Annotated in this window: 21 protein-coding genes, 3 tRNA genes and 1 pseudogene; 9 read left to right on the plus strand and 16 right to left on the minus strand. The window is 33.6% G+C overall.

What is annotated here, in order from left to right:
* Positions 1–94: 94 nt before the first annotated feature.
* From GA0061080_RS01910 to GA0061080_RS01925, 4 genes are read right to left on the minus strand one after another with little or no spacing between them, the layout of a single operon-like run.
* Entirely contained in the window at positions 95–1,420 is a 1,326-nt protein-coding gene (locus GA0061080_RS01910; protein WP_209435699.1) for a secretin GspD/PilQ domain-containing protein, read from the minus strand.
* Positions 1,413–1,781, minus strand: coding sequence for a hypothetical protein (locus tag GA0061080_RS01915; RefSeq protein WP_091120112.1), 369 nt, complete (start codon positions 1,779–1,781; stop codon positions 1,413–1,415). The genes GA0061080_RS01910 and GA0061080_RS01915 overlap by 8 nt, the downstream gene beginning before the upstream one ends.
* Entirely contained in the window at positions 1,781–2,254 is a 474-nt protein-coding gene (locus GA0061080_RS01920; RefSeq protein WP_091120116.1) for a hypothetical protein, read from the minus strand. Before GA0061080_RS01920 ends, GA0061080_RS01915 begins: the two co-directional genes overlap by 1 nt.
* Entirely contained in the window at positions 2,244–3,194 is a 951-nt protein-coding gene (locus GA0061080_RS01925) for a PilN domain-containing protein (protein WP_091120120.1), read from the minus strand. Before GA0061080_RS01925 ends, GA0061080_RS01920 begins: the two co-directional genes overlap by 11 nt.
* Positions 3,195–3,396: 202 nt before the next feature.
* Between GA0061080_RS01925 and GA0061080_RS01930 the strand changes: the two genes are divergently transcribed.
* Both GA0061080_RS01930 and GA0061080_RS01935 read left to right on the plus strand, forming a co-directional pair.
* Positions 3,397–3,472, plus strand: a tRNA-Val gene (locus tag GA0061080_RS01930).
* Positions 3,473–3,481: 9 nt separating this feature from the next.
* Positions 3,482–3,557: transfer RNA gene (locus GA0061080_RS01935), tRNA-Lys, on the plus strand.
* 211 nt (positions 3,558–3,768) lie between these two features.
* Here GA0061080_RS01935 and GA0061080_RS01940 read toward each other — a convergent pair.
* The gene (locus GA0061080_RS01940) at positions 3,769–4,395 is read right to left on the minus strand and encodes a LysE/ArgO family amino acid transporter (RefSeq protein WP_091120124.1); all 627 of its coding nucleotides are present in this window, start codon (positions 4,393–4,395) and stop codon (positions 3,769–3,771) included.
* Between the two features lie 707 nt (positions 4,396–5,102).
* Between GA0061080_RS01940 and GA0061080_RS12885 the strand changes: the two genes are divergently transcribed.
* Positions 5,103–5,231, plus strand: a complete 129-nt coding sequence (locus GA0061080_RS12885; protein ID WP_141683074.1) for an integrase core domain-containing protein — start codon at positions 5,103–5,105, stop codon at positions 5,229–5,231.
* Positions 5,232–5,402: 171 nt separating this feature from the next.
* Here GA0061080_RS12885 and gntP read toward each other — a convergent pair whose 3' ends face one another.
* From gntP to GA0061080_RS01960, 4 genes are all read right to left on the minus strand, one after another.
* Positions 5,403–6,746 (minus strand): gluconate permease GntP, encoded by a 1,344-nt coding sequence (gene gntP, locus GA0061080_RS01945; protein ID WP_091120129.1) that lies wholly within the window; start codon positions 6,744–6,746, stop codon positions 5,403–5,405.
* Positions 6,747–6,949: 203 nt separating this feature from the next.
* Positions 6,950–8,230, minus strand: coding sequence for an MFS transporter (locus GA0061080_RS01950; protein WP_091120133.1), 1,281 nt, complete (start codon positions 8,228–8,230; stop codon positions 6,950–6,952).
* Between the two features lie 41 nt (positions 8,231–8,271).
* The gene (gene uxaC, locus GA0061080_RS01955) at positions 8,272–9,678 is read right to left on the minus strand and encodes a glucuronate isomerase (RefSeq protein WP_091120136.1); all 1,407 of its coding nucleotides are present in this window, start codon (positions 9,676–9,678) and stop codon (positions 8,272–8,274) included.
* A 29-nt stretch (positions 9,679–9,707) separates the two neighbouring features.
* Positions 9,708–11,177 carry a mannitol dehydrogenase family protein gene (locus GA0061080_RS01960; protein WP_091120140.1) on the minus strand — a complete coding sequence of 490 codons (1,470 nt, stop codon included), beginning with the start codon at positions 11,175–11,177 and terminating at the stop codon, positions 9,708–9,710.
* Between the two features lie 276 nt (positions 11,178–11,453).
* Between GA0061080_RS01960 and GA0061080_RS01965 the strand changes: the two genes are divergently transcribed.
* The 3 genes from GA0061080_RS01965 (at position 11,454) to GA0061080_RS01975 (ending at position 14,208) form a co-directional block, all read left to right on the plus strand.
* Positions 11,454–12,215 (plus strand): GntR family transcriptional regulator, encoded by a 762-nt coding sequence (locus GA0061080_RS01965; protein WP_091120143.1) that lies wholly within the window; start codon positions 11,454–11,456, stop codon positions 12,213–12,215.
* A gap of 71 nt (positions 12,216–12,286) precedes the next feature.
* Positions 12,287–13,468 carry a mannonate dehydratase gene (gene uxuA / locus GA0061080_RS01970; RefSeq protein ID WP_091120148.1) on the plus strand — a complete coding sequence of 394 codons (1,182 nt, stop codon included), beginning with the start codon at positions 12,287–12,289 and terminating at the stop codon, positions 13,466–13,468.
* Between the two features lie 314 nt (positions 13,469–13,782).
* Positions 13,783–14,208, plus strand: a complete 426-nt coding sequence (locus GA0061080_RS01975; protein WP_091120151.1) for a DUF3597 domain-containing protein — start codon at positions 13,783–13,785, stop codon at positions 14,206–14,208.
* Positions 14,209–14,310: 102 nt separating this feature from the next.
* Here the strand turns inward: GA0061080_RS01975 and pth are convergent, their stop codons facing one another.
* The 6 genes from pth to thiI all read right to left on the minus strand — a co-directional run bounded on the left by pth (position 14,311) and on the right by thiI (position 20,353).
* Positions 14,311–14,895 (minus strand): aminoacyl-tRNA hydrolase, encoded by a 585-nt coding sequence (pth, locus tag GA0061080_RS01980; RefSeq protein ID WP_091120155.1) that lies wholly within the window; start codon positions 14,893–14,895, stop codon positions 14,311–14,313.
* A gap of 72 nt (positions 14,896–14,967) precedes the next feature.
* Positions 14,968–15,915, minus strand: a complete 948-nt coding sequence (locus tag GA0061080_RS01985) for a ribose-phosphate pyrophosphokinase (protein ID WP_091120159.1) — start codon at positions 15,913–15,915, stop codon at positions 14,968–14,970.
* 270 nt (positions 15,916–16,185) lie between these two features.
* Positions 16,186–16,677, minus strand: coding sequence for a tRNA (uridine(34)/cytosine(34)/5-carboxymethylaminomethyluridine(34)-2'-O)-methyltransferase TrmL (gene trmL / locus GA0061080_RS01990; protein WP_091120162.1), 492 nt, complete (start codon positions 16,675–16,677; stop codon positions 16,186–16,188).
* Between the two features lie 15 nt (positions 16,678–16,692).
* On the minus strand, positions 16,693–18,075 hold the full coding sequence (gene cpxA / locus GA0061080_RS01995; protein WP_091120166.1) for an envelope stress sensor histidine kinase CpxA: 1,383 nt from the start codon (positions 18,073–18,075) through the stop codon (positions 16,693–16,695).
* Positions 18,076–18,103: 28 nt separating this feature from the next.
* Positions 18,104–18,826 carry a response regulator gene (locus GA0061080_RS02000; protein WP_091120170.1) on the minus strand — a complete coding sequence of 241 codons (723 nt, stop codon included), beginning with the start codon at positions 18,824–18,826 and terminating at the stop codon, positions 18,104–18,106.
* A gap of 78 nt (positions 18,827–18,904) precedes the next feature.
* The gene (gene thiI / locus GA0061080_RS02005; protein ID WP_091120174.1) at positions 18,905–20,353 is read right to left on the minus strand and encodes a tRNA uracil 4-sulfurtransferase ThiI; all 1,449 of its coding nucleotides are present in this window, start codon (positions 20,351–20,353) and stop codon (positions 18,905–18,907) included.
* Between the two features lie 330 nt (positions 20,354–20,683).
* Here thiI and secG point away from each other — a divergent pair, with 330 nt between their 5' ends.
* From secG to GA0061080_RS02020, 3 genes are all read left to right on the plus strand, one after another.
* The gene (gene secG / locus GA0061080_RS13040) at positions 20,684–21,058 is read left to right on the plus strand and encodes a preprotein translocase subunit SecG (protein WP_091120179.1); all 375 of its coding nucleotides are present in this window, start codon (positions 20,684–20,686) and stop codon (positions 21,056–21,058) included.
* Positions 21,059–21,065: 7 nt separating this feature from the next.
* A tRNA-Leu gene (locus GA0061080_RS02015) sits at positions 21,066–21,151 on the plus strand.
* Positions 21,152–21,334: 183 nt separating this feature from the next.
* Positions 21,335–22,216, plus strand: coding sequence for an integrase arm-type DNA-binding domain-containing protein (locus tag GA0061080_RS02020; protein WP_091120183.1), 882 nt, complete (start codon positions 21,335–21,337; stop codon positions 22,214–22,216).
* On the opposite strand, the pseudogene GA0061080_RS02025 reads toward GA0061080_RS02020, so the two are convergent.
* Positions 22,103–22,434 (minus strand): annotated as a pseudogene (locus GA0061080_RS02025) (transposase); the annotation flags it as partial. The gene GA0061080_RS02020 and the pseudogene GA0061080_RS02025 overlap by 114 nt on opposite strands.

The raw sequence follows: 22,434 nt of genomic DNA on the forward strand, positions 1-22,434 counted from the left end.
ATAGTAATGGCTAAAATAATATGCTTTGAATAATAATGACATATCAAAGCAAAGATTAAACACAAGTTTAAGTATGATACAACTGTGTTAACATTTACTCAACCAATTGCGGTGTAATAAAAATAACTAATTCACGTTTTTGTTGTTTTTTACTGTTGTGTTTAAATAAATTTCCAATCACGGGCATACTAGCAGCACCAGGGACTTGCCGTTTGTTATTAGTATTAACCTGTTGAAATATTCCCCCTAATACCAGGGTTTCTCCATTTTTTATTTGCACTTGTGTTTTGATCTCTTGCGTATCAATCGCAAGCGCTTCGCCACCATCACTACGTTTTATCGAACGTCCTGCCGTATTTTGTGTAATATATAAATCTAAAATCATGCGATCATCGGACAGTATTTTAGGTGTCACTTCTAACCCTAATACCGCTGATTTAAATTCAATCGATGTCGCACCATTGCTACCACTAGATACTTCGTAAGGAATTTCGGTACCTTGTTTTATCGATGCCATGTTTTGATTAGAGGTAAGTAAATTAGGACTGGCGATAATTTCAAGTTGATTTTCAGATTCAAGTGCTGATAGTTCTAAATTAAGCAAACTACCCGATAGTTTTGCTAAATTAAACCCCACTGTTGTAGTTGGATGAGCTACGCCAAGACCAACATCAAACTTATCCAATAATTGCGATGACTTACCTGTGTACCCCCATTTAATACCAAGCTGTGACATGCTTTCATCACTCATGGTAACGATATGTGCTGAAATATGAACTTGAGGCATGGGTTTATCGAGTGTTTTTACTAATTTTTTGATATAAGTAAATTGTTTGGCTAAATCAATAATAATCAGTGAATTGGTGCGTTTATCGTGTGTTATCTTTCCCCTTTCTGATAGTAGTCCTTGCTGTTGAATTGTTTCAATTAACATTGTTGGATCAGCATGATTAATCGCTATTGATAACGAGTTAAGTGGTTGGTTAAGTTCTTGTTCTTTTTGCGCTAATTGTTTTTTTTGCAATAATATGTCAGGATCAGGCGCTTTAGAAACAAACAAAATATTGTCATCAATGTCAGCGTGTAAGTTTGCTGAGTCTAATACGATCTTTAGTGCTTTGTGCCAATCAACGTTATTTAATTTAATGGTTTGCTTTATGGGTAAATCTTCTGTCATAACCAAATTCATCTGTTTACTATCGGCTAGTGCCTGTAAAATGATAGCTATGTCGGTTTGGAAAAATGTCATTGAGACATTTTTTTGCTGTTCAGAATTAAATGATTGATCGATATTGGCATAACTAGCTTTTATTCCAATAATTAAAAAAATAAAAATAATTGTTATTGCCAAATTGATTTTAGTTTGAGTAACAAGGTTAATAGAGTGATTTAGTCGTTGATTTTTAGTGTCGTTATTCATTGATAGGCATTGTCCATGATACAGTTTGATGGCAATAATCAGGTAAATCTGCTTGCCAAATAATTTTATCGTTGAGTAAAGATTGCACATGCCAAGGAAATAAGACATTTGGCACTGCATCGTCGGTTATTGCTAGCCATTGATTATCAGATACTAGCCAAATCTGCTGATAATTTTGATCAATTTGTTTCATCACCCCCCTAAAGTGCCAAACTTGAATTTGTTCAAGTAATTGTTCGGTCTGTTCACTACAAGAAACCGAATAATATGGTTGAAAAGGATCCCGTTCTAAAGGCTTATCTGCTTTAAGATCAAAACAGACAAAAAATAATAAACCGATGTATAAAAATAAATAACGCATCACTCGTTATCCTTTTTAAACAATAATGTAAAGGTGATCTGTAACTGCTGATCTTGTTTACTAATTTTTAGGTTTTGAAAATCAAGAAAATAAAAGTCATCGGTCAATGATGAAATTAAATTCATAAAATTAAAAAACTGACCATTTAGCTCTATATCCCAATTCACTGTTTGGTCTGATTGATAGCGCTTAAAGGCACTCAACACAAGGTGGTGTTGTTCGATCGCCTGCGATAACTCTTGTTCTGATATCAAGCTATATAAACTATTTTTACTTGTTTGATAACGATTCACTTTTGCCTGTAATAGCTGCGTTTCAGTGATTTTTTGCTGATACGCGTTGGCCTTTAATTTAGCTTGTTGCTCAATATCGTGAATAAAAATTAGATAAACAACCACAAAAACGGCCAAACAACAAAATATAGACAGTAAATATTGTTGCCAAATTGGGCGATTAAAAAAATCACTGTTCATTAAGGCGTATTTCCATTTCAAAAAATAAGTTTGTTTTATTAGATAAGACGCTATTTATTTGACTATTGCTGATATTTTTCAACGTTAACAGATTTTGATTAAAATTAGTTAATTCAACATAACTAAAACTTTGCCCATCAATCGTAATTTTTTGTTGTTCATAATAAAAAGAGTCCAACCAAATAACCGAAGGTAACTGTGCTGAAAACAACAATAATGCGTCTTGGATCTGTTTTTGACTTAATGAGGGGGTAGGTAGGTAAGTAGATAATTCAGCAGTAAGTTTTTGTGCCTCCTGCTGCTGTTCTAGTAATTTTTGCTCATAATATTGCTGTTCATTTCGGGCTTGAATCCACCAATAACAAAGCAAACAACTAATTACGCCAATAAGGCTAACAATCGTGTAAGCTAATTGCCGCCGGTGTTTTATTTGCTTTTCTTGTCGCCATGGTAAAAAATTAATTTTTGCATGGTCAACTCGACAACCAACAAATGTTAATGGTAATTCATATTTTTTAAAAAGATTTACCCAATTTTCAATGTTATTGCGCTCAGTTATCATCACAGTAACGTATTTATTTGGTTTGCTTGGATAAACAAAATCAAAAAATACATTTTTAGCAGATAATTGAAATAATTTATAAATATTAGCTTCAACATATAAAATCAATTCACTTAATTCTAACTTTATATCTGGTAAGTCAAGTTGTTGCATTTGGATTAAATTGGCGTCCAAATTAAGTTCAAATTCAGTCCGTCCAGCAAATTTTTTTTGTAAATCACTTAAAAATAAATCTATATCGGCTTCATTTTGATAATGAAATGCAATTAAGCCATCGCTTGTGTCTAATGTAGTTATCTGCTTGGCAGAGCTAACTGCCTTATAGCGTAAAATAGCGGGCTGAACATAAATAATGACGCGTTCTTTATTAAAAACCATGATGAATTAACTTTTATCTGTGATAACCGAATCGCTTCATCATAGTAATTCTTTACCAAATAAAAATAGAGAAAAGTAATTTTTGCGAACTACCACCCAAAAAATGTTTAAAATTAAACCGAACAAGGTGGATTTTAGAGAAATTTTAAAAAAAAGGTTGACTGAAATAAGACGTGCCTTATAATGCACATCCACACGGTAAGGGTGATTAGCTCAGTTGGGAGAGCACCTCCCTTACAAGGAGGGGGTCACTGGTTCGAACCCGGTATCACCCACCAACCTCTAACGGGACGTTAGCTCAGTCGGTAGAGCAGCGGACTTTTAATCCGTTGGTCGAGCGTTCGAATCGCTCACGACCCACCATTTAATTATACATTTCTTAAGTAAATCCAATTAATCTAATTAAACAAAGAGAAGCGATGAGAACGCTAGCGTTCGACAAATTTGTCCGGAACAAATTTGAACAACACGCAGTGTTGGCCCTGCAGGGGGGAGGCACATGATGTGCCGAATAATCGCTCACGACCCACCATTTATTTAACAAATGCCCAACAAATTTTACAAAAAAATAATATCAATGACATTCAAAAATATACCAAACTAATTGATAAGCGATATAAAACATTATACACCCAATCAAAAAGTCCAATATGATCCAAACCTTTTTTTGTTTAAATAGTGGTGTTAGCAATCTTGCGCCATAACCTATTCCAAAAAACCAAATGAACGAAACACAAACAGCACCAATTAAAAAAGCCAATTTTTGTTGGCTTGTTAATGTGCCAGCAATTCCACCCACAATAACAACAGTATCCAAATAGACATGAGGATTAAGTAGTGTAACAGCCAAGGTTGCCAGTACAACTTTTAATAAGTTGTTATTTTTTAGTTTTTTAGATTCTATTTGCATGCTACTTGTGCCTTTAATTGCATTTTTAAACGCACAAAAGCCATACCAAACTAAAAAAACCGCCCCAGAGATTGCTAAAATATTAGTAATTAAAGAATTGCTACTAATAAAAGTACCTATCCCAAAAATCCCAATTGACATTAAGGCAAAATCACAAACAAAACAAATTGCCGACACATAAAAGATATGATTTTTTAGTAATCCTTGCTTGAGCACAAATAAATTTTGAGCACCAATGGCAATAATTAAACTCGCTGAAATTAATGCACCACGTAATATTGCTGATAGCATTTTTTGATAATTCTTAGGTAAATATAAAACAGAGTGAATATATATTACTCCTCTTGTAAAGCGTCAATAAACGACTAATAGACTCATTGATATATTTTAAACTATCGAAATTACTCACTTTGTTTACAGCCATTTAAGCAACTACACATAATAAATAAATATATATAAAAAAACAAATAAATATCATATAAATGACAAAATAACTTTTTGATATTATGAATAAAAATAACTATCACTCATTTAGCTAAACGCTCTATGGTCATTCGCTAGAGCATTTATAATCTGCTAAAAAAGCCTGATGAAAGCTGTTTGTGTCTTTAACCAGTAAGAACGAACGTTATAAAGCCATCAGCTAGGGTATTAAACGTTTGTTTAAAATCGAAAAACCCATTAAAAATAAATTAAGACGGCAAGCTAAAGCCGATAACAAAACCTATCTAAGCGAAATGCAACAGGCTGATACCTAAAGTTTGCCGTTACTTAAAAATCAAACAAAGCAGCAAACTAGATAATATTTCCATTTTCATATCTATTTGATTTTTAAGTTTTTTATACATAAACGTAGTACACTCCTGAAACTTTTTAACAAAAAATATATTATCTTGATTTATTTAGATAAACTGTGTGATAACCGGTATATCAAGCAAAAATTACCTGCCCATAAACTAATGGAAAAGCCGAAAGCATGATACGAACTTTGAATTGAGATGCGGCATAATCAGCCAATATTTAGCGATGCAAAAGAGCGAAAACAAAAGCTTAAACGTTTGATTAATTTTTATCATACCGTTAAACCACATAAAGCGATTTCAGGAAAAACGCCTTATGCGCTTTAGCGGATTATTTTAATCATGAAGTTTGAATTACTTGGCGTTTGCCTACATATTAGGTTGTAAAATCGCATTCGCATTGATGATAAAGATAAACTCATGTAACGAATATAATACTTAAAAAATAAAAAGATTAACTGCAAAATATCACAGTTAATCTTTTCAAAAAAATTACAATTAAGCAATAATACTTATAATTATCACAACAGCTAAACCAACAATTGAATTAACTAGTTCTAATAAGCCCCATGTTTTTAAAGTATCTTTGATTGATAAATCAAAGTAACCTTTAAATAACCAAAAAGAAGCATCGTTAATATGAGTCAATGTATTAGACCCCGCAGCAGTTGCAAGTACAAGTAAGGCTGGGTTCACACCACTCATAATCCCCGTAGTAGGATCGATAACTGCAGCACCGATAATTCCAGCTGCTGTCATAGCAGAAACAACACCTTGCCCTGTTGCTAAACGGATTAACACAGTAATTAACCATGCCATAATATAAGGAGATACCCCGCCAGTTGACATTAATTGACCAATAGTATCGCCAATACCAGTATCGATGATAATTTGCTTTAATGCGCCACCGGCACCAATAATTAGTACAACCATTGCAATACCTTTTACTGCATTATCAAAAGACGTCATAACCCATTCCATTGAATGATTAAGTTTCTTCCCAAATAAGATAAAAGCAGCAATCATTGCAATGAACATTGCAATTTGAGATGATCCAATAAAGTTGAGAACGCAATAAGCTGTTGTGCCTTTTTCTAACCATATATTTGCTATTGTGGTTGCTATCATGATATAAGCAGGAATCAAAGGAACAGTAATTGATGTAAAAAAAGAAGGAAGATTATTTTCATCAATAGGCGTTTCAGATTGTAAAAACTTTGGAGTGGGTCTTTCTAAATTACCGAGAAATTTAGGAAGAATTATACCAGCACAAATTACTGAGGGAATTGCGACAATAAGTCCATAAATATAGACCATTCCCATATCAGCCCCATAGGCATTAACTAAAGCTACAGGTCCTGGTTGTGGAGGAAATAATGAGTGGGCTGTGGTTGCTGCTGCAACTCCAGGAATAGCTAGTTTTAAAAATGGAATTTTCGCTTCTTTTGCTAATGCAATTACTAACGGAGCTAATATGATAAATGCGGCCTCATAAAACATTGCTAGACCAAATATAAGCCCCATAATAATGATCGCTATTTTTACATATTTAATCCCAAGTTTTTTTAATAATGTCTGAGCAATTTGATGAGCTGCACCTGAATCAACCATTAATTTACCAATAACAGCCCCAAAAACTACAATAATAGCTAATTCACCAAGTGTTCCACCAAATCCTGATTTAATCGTTTTAAGAATACTCAATAAATCCATTTTAGCCATCAGACCAACAAATATTGCAGCAGCTAATAATGCAACCATTGAATTTATTTTAAAGCGAATATTTAAAATCAACATTAATCCTATCCCAAGGATCACCCAAAGAATATTTAAAAACTCCATAAATAAAAGCCCCTATTCTCAATTTTATTTTTATTGGTTAAACATGAATCTGGCACATAGATTTCTTCTGTAAACAAGTTAATTGGTTCTCAAAATAAAAGTTATAAAAACTATTAGTAAATAGTAAAACAAAACACTAATAAAATAATGGCAAATACAGATCAGATATTGTATTTGCCTGTTTAAAGATATAAGGAAAATAACTAATTTCTTTCTAATTGAAAGTTACTGTTCTCAATTTTGTTTTCTCTGATAAAAATCCATAAAACAACGGCACCTATTACATCAAAGAAAGCTAACGCAATGAAAAATGGACCAAAACCAATAATCCCAACGAATGCTCCAATAAAGAGATTAAAAATTAGCTGACCTGTCCATGCACACGCTCCTGCCATTCCAACTGCCGTAGCCACTTGTTTTTTATTAAATAAATCGCCACCTAGTGTTGAAGCAACTGTAGATAATAGTTGATGAGAAAAACCACCTAAGCTAACTAAAAACACGGCTAAATAAGGGTTTTGAACAATACTTACAAAACCAATGGTCATCATAAGTACAGCGCCTATAGAAAAAGTAATTAATCTTGATCTAATTAACGAAAAACCTCTATCATTTAAAAATTTAGCTACAAATCCACTAGCTAAACACCCTAAATCTGCCATTAAAAAAGGTAACCAAACAAACATAGCAATTTCTTTTAGGCTAAAGTGTAGTGTTTCAACAAAAAATATTGGTACCCAAAAGTTAATAGTACCCCAAGCAGGATCGGCAAGAAAACGAGCAATACCAATTCCCCAAAAGTTTCGTTGAGAAAGAATTGATGAAACAGAAACTTTTTCTTTTGTATCAATATCTAAATATTTCTCTTGTCCAGCCTCAATATATGCACGTTCTTCAGCCGATAGCATTTTAGAATCTTTAGGATCTCGATAAAAAGTAAACCAGGCAAGTGCTGCAATCAATGCTAAAGAGCCAGAAACAACAAAAGCAAATTGCCAACTTTGAAATAAAATACACCAGGTAATTAAAGGTGGAGCTAGCATTGCACCAAATGAAGTACCCATATTAAATATGCCTGAAGCAATACCTCGTTCTTTTGCGGGAAACCATATAGATGCTGTTTTTATACCGGCGGGTATTGCTGAGGCTTCACTGAAACCCATTATACCTCTCATAAAAGCTAAACCTTGCCAGGTACCAGTTAATGCATGCCCCATAGTCGCAAGTCCCCACACAATAGCACAAATAGCAAAACCTAACCTTAATCCAATAGTATCAATAAAAAACCCCATAATTGGTTGACCAATTGTATAAGCCAATTGGAAGGCACTTACTACCCAAGAATATTGTTCTTTAGTAATACCTGTTGTTTCTAAGATAGTAGGGGCAGCAACACCCAAAGCTGTTCTGTCTAGGTAATTAATGATGGTAATTGCACAAATAAGTAATATCATGCTCCACCTAAATTTTTGTACTGTTTTCATTATTACTCCTTATTATTCCCTGTAAACTTTAATTATTGTTACTATTTAGAAAAGTAGAAATTAGCATTATTGAAGCAAATATCTTGGATCATCTTTCCTACCAAATTAAAATCAGCAGGAATTTCACCATTTTCGATCCAATTGCCGACCATATTGCACAAAATTCTTCTAAAATACTCATGTCTTGTAAATGAGAGGAAACTACGTGAGTCAGTTAACATTCCAACAAATTGGCTCAATAAACCCATTTGTGAAAGCTGCATAAGTTGACGCTCCATGCCATCTTTTTGGTCATTGAACCACCACCCTGATCCAAATTGGATTTTGCCAGCGATACCAGAACCTTGGAAATTACCAGCCATTGTAGCTAGCACTTCGTTATCTCTAGGATTTAAGCAATATAGTATTGTTTTAGGTAACTCATCGGTCAGATCTAAAGTTCCCAACAATGAAGATAAAGGTTCAGCGATCGGTCTATCACCAATTGAATCAAATCCTGCATCTGGCCCCAGCAATTTATACATCCGTTGATTATTATTGCGTAAAGCACCTAAGTGTAATTGCATAACCCAATTACGTTTATGATATTGTTTACCTAACCAAACAAGAACTGCTGTACTAAATTGTGCTATTTCTAATTCAGATAAAGATTGATTATTTAGACGTTTTTTGAGTATTAAATCGAGTTGTTTTTCTGAAGGGATATCTGCGTAGCGTAATATCTCAATACCATGATCTGATGCTTCACAGCCATGCTGTTCAAAGTGATCAAGCCTTTTTAATAATGCAGTGAGCAGTTCTGAAAAAGTGTTTATTTCAATATCACAAACCTGACCTAATTGAGAAATATAGTCAGGAAATCCAGATAGTTCAATTTTAAATACTTTATCAGGTCGCCAACTAGGTCTTACTTTAGTTTCAAAGGAACCATCCAAGCTTATTTGTTTATGGTATTGAAGTGAATCAATTGGATCATCAGTAGTACCTACTGCCCTAACATTCATTTGTTTCAAAATACCTTTTGTCGAAAATTCTTTTGTAGCTAATTGTTCATTAGCCTGAAGCCAAATTTTTTCAGCTGTTTTTTCATTAAAAAGAATATGTTTGATACCAAATGGACGTCTTAACTCCAAATGAGTCCAATGATAAATTGGATTACCCAATGTCAAAGGAACAACTTTTGCCCAAGCTAAGTATTTTTCGTAATCTGATGCATTGCCAGTAATAAATTTCTCATCTACCCCGGCGGTACGAAGAACTCTCCATTTATAGTGATCACCGGCAAGCCAAATCTCAGCTAAATTACAAAAATTTTTATTATCCGCAATATCTTTTGGCGGTAAATGGCAATGATAATCATATATTGGTTGATCTGCCGCATAATCAAAGTAAAGTCTTTGCGCTGTTTCGGTTTGTAACAAAAAGTTTTCATCCAAAAAGTTTTTCATTATATTTAATCCGCCCTTTAGTTTGATAATTAGTTTGATAAATTGCTGACAGTCTGTTTTGCCCCATAGTTCATTAAAGAAAGATAATGTATTGTCACTTTTTCTTTAAATAATGTATTGTTCGGCAAATCTAAACCAAAGACAGCCTCTAGACGTAATAGAGCATTTACTCGTTCAACGCCATCAATACTCGTTTTAACAATAGTTTGTAGTTGCTCACTCATTGGATCTCGTAAATCTATCGGCTGGTTATTATCATCAATGCCGCCGACATAGCGCATCCAACTCGCAATCCCTAAAGCTAATAATGAAAAATCTGAACCATTTTTGATATGCCAACGGATTGAATCGAGCATTCTTTGCGGCAATTTTTGAGTACCATCCATCGCAATCTGCCATGTTTTATGTTTTAATGATGGATTACTAAAACGTTCAATAAGTTTGTTTGCATATTGTTTCAAATTAACATGACTAGGGACGTGAAGTGTTGGTGCTTGTTGTTGCATCATCAATGTTAAAGTTGCTTTTTTATAATTAACATCATTCATGCAATCATTAATGTGCTCGTAACCAGCCAAATAGCCTAAGTAGGCTAAAAAAGAATGGCTACCATTTAGCATACGAAGTTTCATCTCTTCATATGGAACAACATTATCAACGAATTCAGCACCGACTTCATTCCAATTAGGGCGGTTAGTCACAAAATTATCTTCTATAACCCACTGAATAAAAGGTTCACAAGCAATACCACATGGATCAAACATACCGCCTAATGTATCTTCAATTTCAGTTAATGTTTCAGATGTTGCGGCAGGGACAATACGGTCAACCATAGTACATGGGAATGTTGTATTAGACTCGATCCAATTTGCTAATTGTGGATCTCGAGCATTAGCTAATCCTAGTATTGCTTTTTTTAAGACTAATCCATTTTCAGGAATATTATCGCATGATAAAGCAGTAAAGGATTTTAACCCTCGTTGCATTCTTCTATAAAGCGCCTCAACAATAACACCTGGGGCAGATATAGGCTTTGTTGGATTCGCTAAGTCAGCTTTAATTAATGCATTATTCAAATCTAATCTAGCTCCACTAGGTAACATGCAATATCCCTTTTCTGTTACTGTTAATGAAACAATTTCAACTACTGGATCCGTCATCTTTTCTAAAATTGCATCTATGCCATCTGTTGGTGCTAATAATGATTCTTTTACGCTACCAATAATAAATGCTTCTTTTGATGTTGCGCCTTTTTCTAACACAGTATACAAATGGTCTTGTTTACGAATTTCATTAATTAATTCTTCACCACCAACAATATTAACTTCACAAATACCCCAGTCACAGTTTCCCTTGTTAAGTAAACGATCGGTCAATAACGCTTGATGAGCACGGTGAAAGGCACCGAATCCCAAATGAACAATTCGTGAGGTTATTTTTTGCCGATCATATAAAGGTCTATGTTGAATTGATTTAGGAAGATTTACTAAATTTAACATTTTATTCACCGTGATTATCTGTTTAATTACCTTATTGGTTAGATATATTTTCATTTGTTGCCGAAATTTTCATCCCAATTTCTTCTTTTTTGTGATGCAGATCACGTTTTTTGGTTTATTTTATGTGTGACGCTCAAAAAAACTATAATATGAAACCATATTGGCATACCAATTATGAGATTAAATCAATTTATCCCATAATTGACTTATAGTACTTGTAATAATTAGCGTATAATTACTCAAATTAGACCGAAATTAGAATAAGGATTATAAATAATGCTAACAGTTAATCGGCTATATCAAGAAATTGGCAATGAACTTAAATCACTATTAAAAGGTGGTACCTATAAAATTGGTGACCGATTACCGCCAGAAAGAGATATTGCAGAGGCATTTAATGTAAGTAGAACCGTAGTAAGAGAAGCGCTAATTATGCTAGAACTTGAAAATCTAGTCACTGTCAAAAAAGGTTCTGGCGTATATGTAATTGGTTTACCAAATGAAATATTATCAGAAACAGATAAAAAAATTGAAGAAGAGGATTTTGGTCCTTTTGAACTATTACAAGCTAGACAATTAATTGAAAGTAATATTGCCGCTTTTGCTGCTTCACAAATTGTAAAATCAGATGTTATTGAGTTAAGAGCTATTTTAGAACAAGAACGACAAATTTTAGAACTAGGTATTTTAGATGACTATAGTGCAGATGAAATGTTTCATATTGCAATAGCAAAAGCGACCAAGAATTCAATACTTGAAAGTCTGTTAAATGATTTATGGCAAAAACGTACCGCTAGCAAAATGTGGAGGCAACTACACAGTCGAATTACTGATCATAGTTATAGAAAAAAATGGCTTTATGACCATGAAAAAATTTTACAAGCGTTACAGGTAAAAGATGCAATGGCCGCACGTCATGCTATGTGGCAACATTTAGAAAATGTTAAACAAACATTAATGGCAGTTTCGGATAGCGAAGATCCAAATTTTGATGGTTATTTATTTGACTCAATTCCGGTTAACATTGTTAATCAATAGATAATAATCAGCATTGTTTATAGATCTTTATTATTTTAGAAAAACAAAATGAAATCGTGAAGGAGATTTATATGGAACAAACGATGCGTTGGTTTGGACCAAATGACCTAGTATCATTAGATGATATTAAACAAGCTGGAGCAACTGGAATTGTTACAGCTTTACACCATATTCCCAATGGAGAAGTTTGGACCATTGAAGAAATTCAAAAACGAAAAAATGTTATTGAAGAAAAAGGATTAACATGGTCTGTTGTAGAAAGTATTCCTGTTCATGAAGAAATAAAAACCCATACAGGAAACGTTTTGCAGCATATTGAAAATTACAAACAATCTATTAGAAATTTAGCAGCTTGTGGCATTGATACTGTTTGTTACAATTTTATGCCAGTTTTAGATTGGACTCGTACTGATCTTGCTTATGAGTTGCCTGATGGTTCAAAAGCATTACGTTTTGACCAAACAGCGTTTGCAGCATTTGATATCTTTATATTACAAAGACCCAATGCAGAAAAAGATTACTCAAAAGAAGATATAGCTTCAGCTAAATCTTCTTTTGAAAAAATGACGCAATCAGAAAAAGATAAGCTTATTGCTAACATTATCGCTGGCTTACCTGGTGCAGAAGAAGGTTATTCTCTTGATCAATTTAGGGCACACCTTGCAACCTATGATGGTATTGATAAAACCAAATTACGTGAAAATTATGCCTATTTTTTAAAAGCTATTGTACCTATTGCAGAAGAAGTCGGTGTGGTATTAACAGTACATCCTGATGATCCTCCTCGACCTATCTTGGGTTTACCTCGTATAGTTTCAACTATTGAAGATATGCAATGGATTAAAGATACAGTTGACAGTATTCATAATGGCTTTTGTTTCTGTACAGGATCTTATGGCGTTCGTAACGATAATGATTTGGCAACAATGGCTGAAAAATTTGCTGATCGTGTTCATTTCATTCACTTACGCGCAACGGTTCGAGAAGAAAACCCATTATCTTTTCATGAAGGCGATCATTTAGCTGGTGATGTTGACATGTATGCCGTAATAAAGGCGCTTATTACAGAAGAACAGAGACGTAAAAAAGCAGGAATCAAACGCTCAATCCCTGTTCGTCCAGATCATGGACATCAAATGTTGGACGATCTGAAGAAAAAGACAAATCCAGGTTATTCAGCTATAGGCCGTTTACGAGGTTTAGCCGAAATTCGCGGTGTTGAGTATGCTATTCTTCGAGCTTTTTTTAACTAGTTGGACTAAATTATAATTAGTCAAAATCCTAACAATTCTAATGCCCTTTTAAGGGCATTTCTTTGATATAAAATAATTAAAAAATACACATAATTCTTTTCTGAAATCTCAATCAATTCAGTTAATATTAGAAAAGTATTAAAAATAATTGTTTTGCATCTTAGTAAACAGTTTATTGTAATACATAAAATGCTATTAATGCATAACAATTTTGACATTACATTCTTTTAAGCGCTATATTGAATGTGATCTTTTCTACATCTATATCGTTAAGCAGTTTTCTTAAAGCAGTTTAAATTTAAAGGAGATGTAATATGAATATTTTAAATAACATTTTTTCCAAAGTATTTCCAAGTGCTCAAGCAACTGTAGATAATGCAGTTGATGCTGTGAAGGATAAAGTTGAAAATATCACCGCATCTGTTAAAAATACAGTATCAAGTGGTTCAGAGAAAGTCCAAGATAAAGTAGAGCAAAGCGCATCCGCAATTGATGTTACATCTATTCTTGAGAATTTAGCTAAAAAGCACCCTGAAACGCTTAACTGGAAAACATCTATCGTTGATCTATTGAAATTATTAGGTATAGATAGCAGTTTAGATGCACGGAAAAATTTAGCAAAAGAACTGAATTATCCAGGCAATACTGATGATACCGCAGCAATGAATACATGGTTAATCAAAGAAGTAATGAAAAAAATTGCTGAAAAAGGTGGTAATATAACTCATCTTTTTTCTTAAAAAACGTTAAGACAATTAAATCCACCTAATATTTTAGGTGGATTATTTAATTAAAATATAGAGTTATTTATTATTACGTTATTGAAAAATTTAATAATTTAACTAAGCTTTAAAAGCATGTAACTTGTTCATTGCAACATCTATTCCATCAGACAATAAGATATCTGTACAACGCAAAGATTCGTCAATAGCTTTATCAATTAATTCCTGTTCAGGTTTAGATGGCTTATTTAAAACATAACCAACAACTTTATTTTTATCGCCAGGATGTCCAATACCAATTCTTAACCGATAAAAATTTAAATTATTACCTAATTTATTAGCAATATCTTTTAGCCCATTATGTCCACCATGACTACCGCCAAACTTAAGTTTAGCTATTCCGGGATTTAAGTCGAGTTCATCATGTGCAACTAAGATCTCTTCTGGCTTTATTTGGTAAAATGTCGCCATAGCTTGCACAGCTTTACCACTTAAATTCATGAAAGTAGTTGGAACTAATAAACGTACATCATGACCTGAAATATTGATTTTTGATGTGTAACCCAAAAATTTTTGTTCATTTTTTAATGATTGATTATAACGTTCAGCCAATTGATCAACAAACCACGCACCTGCATTGTGCCTTGTTGTTGCATATTCGTTTCCGGGATTAGCGAGTCCTACAATCAGTTTTATCGTTGTCATAATATTTTATTGTCACTAATTTTATCGTGAAAAATGCTCCAAAAGGAGCATTTATATCAATGATAAAATAGATTATTGATGGAACATAGCTGAAATAGATTCTTCGTTACTAATTCGACGAATTGCTTCAGCAAGCATACCTGATAATGTCAATTGGCGAACATTTTTCAATGCTTTTACTTCAGCCGTTAATGGAATTGTGTCACAAACAACAATTTCATCAATGGCACAGTTTTTAATGTTACTTACTGCTTTACCTGAAAAAATCGGATGGGTAGCATAAGCAAATACTCTTTTTGCACCTCGCGCTTTTAAAGCATCAGCTGCTTTACAAAGTGTTCCTGCAGTATCAATCATATCATCAACTAAGATACAATCTCTATCAGCAACATCACCAATAATATTCATCACTTCAGCTTCATTGGCACGTTGACGACGTTTATCAATAATTGCCATGTCAGTATCATTAAGCAGTTTAGCTATCGCTCGAGCACGCACTACACCACCAATATCTGGAGATACCACAATTGGACGTTCAAATTGGCGTTGCAACATATCTTCTAAAATAACTGGGCTACCAAATACATTATCAACAGGCACATCAAAAAAACCTTGAATTTGTTCGGCATGAAGATCAACGGTTAATACCCTATCGACACCAACAGTTGATAGAAAATCAGCAACAACTTTAGCTGTAATAGGTACACGAGCCGAACGAACTCGACGATCTTGCCTTGCATAACCAAAATAAGGAATAACTGCAGTAATACGACCAGCAGATGCACGACGCATCGCATCGATCATAACAAGTAATTCCATTAAATTATCGTTAGTAGGAGCACAGGTTGATTGAATAATAAAAACATCTTCACCACGGACATTTTCATTGATTTGAACATTAACTTCACCATCACTAAAACGGCTTACAACAATGTCACCAAGAGAGGTATAAAGGCGATTAGCTATACGTTTTGCTAGTTCAGGTGTGGCATTACCAGCAAAAAGCTTCATATCAGGCACGAGAAATCCTCAAGCATGTCTTTATGATTACTTAATACGTAATCGGTTAAATTGGGTTTATAATTATATAATCATTTTCCCATCATACTCAACTACAATATAAAAATATATCAAAAAATTTTGATATCAGCTCGCAAATAAAACGACTATTTTTAATTAGTTATTTGGCCTGTTATCTTATATCTGTTAGGATGATTTGTGTCATGGTTTCAAATTTATTGTGAAGAAAAATATTGCCAATATCTGGTTTTTTATGTAGTGATTATATTTTTATCTGTGACTAGCTCCCATGTATTTTAGTTGGCGCCATGATTCATAAACCACAACAGCGACAGAGTTAGATAAATTCATACTGCGACTCGTTGCTAACATAGGAATGCGTATTTTTTTATTCTGAGGTAATACATCAAGTATAGTTTTCGGTAAACCTCGGGTTTCAGGGCCAAACATCAAAAAATCATTTTGTTGGTAATTGACTTCGCTATGTGATCTTTGTCCCTTTGTGGTCAGTGCGTAAACTTGAGTTAATAAATCAATTTGATTATTCTCCAAAAAATGATTGAGGTTTTTATAACGTTTTACATCCACAAATTCTTGATAATCAAGCCCTGCCCGTTTCAATTTTTTGTCATCCCAAAAAAAGCCCATTGGTTCAATAATATGTAAATTAAACCCAGTATTAGCACAAAGACGAATAATATTACCAGTATTAGTCGGAATTTCTGGTTCAAATAAAACGATGTTTAATACAGCATTTGACACAATTTTTCTCTTTTATTATCTATATTGATGAATAGGCAATACTATCACAATTCTAAGTCCACCTAAGTGGCTTTTTTCAGCTTTAACAGTTCCATGATTGCGTATAATAGCATTGGCTACAATAGCTAATCCTAATCCTGTTCCGCCAGATTCACGATCGCGAGCTTCGTTTGTGCGATAAAATGGTCTAAAAATTTGTTCAAGTTCACTTTCAGCAACGCCAACTCCGTCATCATCTATTGTAATTGTTATTTTTTGTTGTTTTTCAATAAAACTGATAACAATTTGTTCATTAGAATAACGAAATGCATTACGTATAACATTCTCAAGTGCGCTACATAAAGCAATTGGATAGCATAAAATAGTATGGTTGGTAGGAAGATTGGTAACAGTAAACTTTTTACCTATTTGTTCTGCTTCAAAAGTTGCATTATCAAGCACTTGTTTAAATAATAAATCAATTTTATTAAATTCTCGAATTTCATTATTGTCATATTGCTGCCTTGCCAATGATAATAAATCACCAATCATAGAGTCTAACTTTAATGCTTCAGCATTAATACGCATAACTTCGCTACTTTCGCCTTGTTTTCGACGCAATAAAGCTGTAGCAAGCTGTAATCGTGTCAATGGAGTGCGTAATTCGTGGGAAATGTCAGAAAACAATCGCTGTTGCAGCTCTTGCATTCGTTTTAGTTCTCTCAACATATGGTTAAAACTAGCACCCGTTGCTTTATATTCTGATGAACCTATCTGTTCAAGTTCTGGCCACTCCTGCAAATTTCCTTTTGCAACCTGATCAGCTGCCTTTTTTAACCTTTGAGCAGTTTTTGCAATACTCCAAGATAACCAAAGTAAGACGGGAGAGCTTGCAAGCATAGTCAAAGTTAATAATAAAAAAGGGTGATCAAAAATAAAATTAACAAATTGAGATTGAATATCTGTGGCTTGTTGTAAAATGTATAATTGATATTGGGCATTAGAATAATGAACTAAAAAAGGTCCTATAATTTCTTGGGAATCATAAATCTTCTTTGCAGGATCATTAACATTTTTAGATTTTTCTCTAAAATTTTTTACTAAATCAAGATTTTTAGTTTCAGCAGTAATAATTTGTTCATTGGGCGTAACAATAAATAAAAATTGACCTGGTTTCTGATAACTATCCATCACAACAATAAAACGCATCCACCATCGAAAACTATCTTTAGGTACATTAATAAGATCATTTTCAATTTGATTAGCAAGTACATTACCTATTTGCTTGTCTTTATTTGCTAAATACGTTAAATTTCGAGAATCGAGATTAGGTATAACCATAATTAATATTAGAAAAAAGGCTACTGTCAGTAAAAATGTAGTGAAAATTCTAATGGTTAGTCGGTCAAAAAGCCACATGTTATGTTATCTTCATTTAAATGTTAGCTTAGTTTTGCAATAGATCATCTTGTTTATCTATCACAAATAAATAACCTTTAGCACGTAATGTTTTAATCCAAGGTAAACCATCACTTCGATGAGGAAGCTTTTTCCTTAAATTAGAAACATGAACATTAATTGAGTTAGCAATAGGGGCAAGCTCTTTACCTAAAACAGATTCACTTAAAGTTTCACGTGAGATTATTTTACCCGCATTTTCAAGAAGCTTAAGTAGCACTTGAAATTCAGTGCCCGTTAAATCAATATATTTGTTATCAAAATAAACAGATTGTTGTTTTCTATTTACATTCAATTTATCAATAGTATACTGATTTGGTTTATGAGAATCATTATCAACGCTATTATCCCAACGGGTTCTTCGTAAAAGCGCATTAATTCGAGCGAGAAGCTCTCTATCATTAAATGGTTTTAGAATGTAATCATCAGCCCCTAGTTCAAGCCCAATAACTTTATCATACTCATTATCTTTAGCTGTTAAAAAAATAACAGGGACTATAAATTTATCCCTAAGTTGAGATAATACACTAAATCCATTCATTTCAGGCATCATAATATCAAGTAGAATAAGATCAATTGTATTATCAAACTTTTCTAAAGCTTGAGTGCCTGTATTAGCAACTTCAACTTGATATCCTTCTAATTCGAGTAATTCTCGTAATAATAAAGTAATCTCTAGATCATCATCAACTACAAGTAATTTGCTGTTCATTGCAGTCCTCTTTATCTTTATTTTAAATTTATTATATCTGCAAAAAGTACTAATAATATAGTAAATTATCGTTTAGTTTTATGTACGAAATATTTTAACGTTATTAAAACCTTGATCAATTAAATAAAGTGCTTGTAATTTACTCATCACACCTCGTTCACAATATAACAAATATTGCTTTGATTGTTCCAAATCCCCAAATTGAGTTGCTAACTTATAAAATGGGATATGTTTGATTTCAATATCGTTCAATATTAATGGATTATCCTCTTGCTCTTCTGGTGCTCGAATATCGATAACCACATGATCTGCATTAAGCATAGTCACTGTTTCAACCGATGTAATTGTCGTGTCGGTTTGTTTTTTTATTTCACGAATATCAATATTTTCAGCATTTTCAACCGCTCTATCTAAAATTGTAAAATCAAAATTCAGCTCTTCGGCTTCAATTTTTTCTTTTACTGCTTTAACTGTTGGTTTTTTGGATATAACACCACAAAATTCTGGCATTGTTTTTGCTATATCCTCTGTGCCGATTTGACGTGCAAGGTTAATGATTGTTTCTTTATCGTGCGTGATAAGTGGACGCAGAATTAATGTGTCACTGACATTATCAATTAATCGTAAATTAGTTAACGTTTGACTTGATACTTGCCCCAATGCCTCACCAGTAACAAGCGCTTCAACATTATAGCGTTTAGCAATCTTCGATGCAGCACGAATCATCATTCGTTTTAAAATAACACCCATTTGCCCATCGTCTACCTTTTCAAGAATTTCACCCACAACATCAGAAAAGTCAATAGCAATAAAACGGACTTTATGCGAACTTCCAAATCGCTCCCATAAATAATGAGCCATTTGTTTAACACCAATTTCGTGTTTTTTTCCGCCAAGATTAAAAAAACAATAGTGCACTCGGCTGCCACGACGCATTAACATGTAGCTTGATACGCCAGAATCAAAACCACCGGATATAAGCGATAATACGTCTTCTTGTGTACCCGTTGGAAAACCACCTATCCCTGCATGTCGGCCTTTGACAAGCAGTAATTTGTCTTTGTCAATTTCAAGGTTGACGGTGATATCTGGGTGAGTCAATTTTACTTTAGCTGATGCAACACGTTGATTAAGCCCACCGCCAACATAACGCTCAACATCAATTGAAGTAAATTCATGTTTACCTCGACGCTTCACGCGTACACAAAACGTTTTGTTTTCAATTAATGGAGCATAATAATCCAATGCTTTTTCAAAAATATCATGCATATCAACAAAAGTGATTTCATCAACGGCTAAAATATGATGTATTCCAGGAATGCGCATTAATAATTCAAGTATCTTAGCTTCACTATTTTTTACTTTTGGGCGAACTTCAATAAAATCCCAATGACGAATAACTGCGACATTTTCAATATGATGCTTTAAAATATTACGAATATTGCTGGTTAATATTTTAATAAAACGTAAACGAACAGAATCACTTTTAATGGTAATTTCGGGGAAAAGCTTAACAATAAATTTCATAAAATCAATGTGAACGATAATAAAATGGCGTCATTATACTGGTTTTCCTAAAAAAACGTACAATTGATTGTGAAATAATATAGAAATTATAAAATTAAAAAAGCATCAATTAATTTGTTTTGCTAAATGAAGCAAATTTGTAAAACGATAATACATAATATAAAAAAGATATTTTTTACATAGAAACGACGTATTTTTACTTATTTAAAAGTATAAATGCTCAAAATATATCAACTATATTTTAAATTTTACTTGCTTGTTGGCCTGTCTTTCGCTAATATTCCGCATCAATAAATTCTGTTGTATAAAATATAAAATTGACAGGCTAAAATGTACGGATTTTTAATTATAAGTTATTTGATTATTGCAATTGCCATTATTGGGTTAGTTCTAATACAACGTGGCAAAGGTGCTGATATGGGATCATCTTTTGGGGCTGGTGCGTCTGCAACCTTATTCGGCTCTTCAGGAAGTGGTAATTTTTTAACCCGTGCAACAACACTATTAGGTATTTTGTTTTTTGTTATAAGTATTTTACTGTCGAATTTAGGTGGCAAACCTCATATATCTTCGAGTAACGAATTTAATATTATTGATAATAGCGTGCCGGCAACAACTCAGCCAAATGAAGGTAGTACTGTTCCTATAACAATACCAGTTACTCAACCAGTACAACAAAATTCAACGTCAGATATTCCAGAATAAAAACGGCGCCGTGGTGGTGAAATTGGTAGACACGCTATCTTGAGGGGGTAGTGCTCTAAGGGCATGCGGGTTCAAGTCCCGCCCACGGCACCAAATCAATAAACAGTAACATTCTTTTAAACCCAACAAAGCACACCAAACCCAGTAATAACAAGCCTTAAAGTCTATTTTATTGCCCATTAAGTATCATTAAGGTACATTTACAACCAAAAATAATGGGGGTATATTTGGGGGTATATTAAATACCCTATTATTGCGTACCCCCAAAGGTGAAAAATGGCTGTAAAAACTACTCCCTTAACTGACACACAAATAAAAGCATTAAAAGCCACTAGTAAGGATAAAAAGTATTTTGATGGTGGAGGTCTTTTTTTGTTAGTTAAACCGACAGGGGTTAAATTATGGCGATTTAAATATAAAAAGCCAATATCACATAAAGAGACATTATTATCTTTCGGTAAATACCCAGAAACATCGCTACAACAAGCGCGAAAACAACGAGATGAAGCGCGCGAATTAATAAAGCAAGGGATAGATCCACAATATCACAAAGCGGAACAAGAACAACGTAAGCAAGAAGCTTGTAATAATACCTTTTACGCTATGGCTGAGAAATGGTTCAAATTCAAAACAGAACAAGGTTTAGAAGAACAAACGCTCAAAAAGGCTTGGCGTTCATTAGAAAATCATGTTTTCCCTTATATAAAAGATATTCCAATAAACCAAGTAACAGCTATCAAAGCGATTAACGCATTACAGCCATTAAATAACAATAATAAATACGAAACAGTAAAAAGAGTTTGCCGGCGAATTAATGAAATAATGTATTATGCTGTCAATATGGGAATTATCGATAATAACCCTCTAGCCAAAATCACCGAAGTATTTAATAGCCCGAAAGTAAAAAATCAGCCAACTATACCCCCTACTGAATTACCCGAATTCATGCAAGTACTGGCTATGGCAAATATTGAACTACAAACTCGATGCGTTATTGAATGGCAATTGCTAACTTTAACGCGACCAAGTGAAGCCGTAGGGGCTACGTTTAGCAATCACCGTTCGTCCGCCTTTTTGACGAACAAAGCACCGAAAAGGCTCGCTGTCATAACCTTTATCGGCTATCACTGTATTGACTTCATCGAGCCTTTCAACTAGGTTTTCTGCATAAGTGATATCATGTCGTTGTCCTTCAGAAAGCTCAAAACAAATAGGCAAACCACCACTATCAACCGCAAGATGAATTTTAGTTGAATTACCACCACAGCTCTGACCTATTTGCTCACAATGCTCCGTTGCAGCGCCTGTACTATGTTGATGAGCCCTGATAATCGAGCCATCTAGGAACACCCATTCAAAATCCGCTAGTTGTGATA

The organism is Gilliamella intestini, assembly GCF_900094935.1.
Classification (GTDB): domain Bacteria; phylum Pseudomonadota; class Gammaproteobacteria; order Enterobacterales; family Orbaceae; genus Gilliamella; species Gilliamella intestini.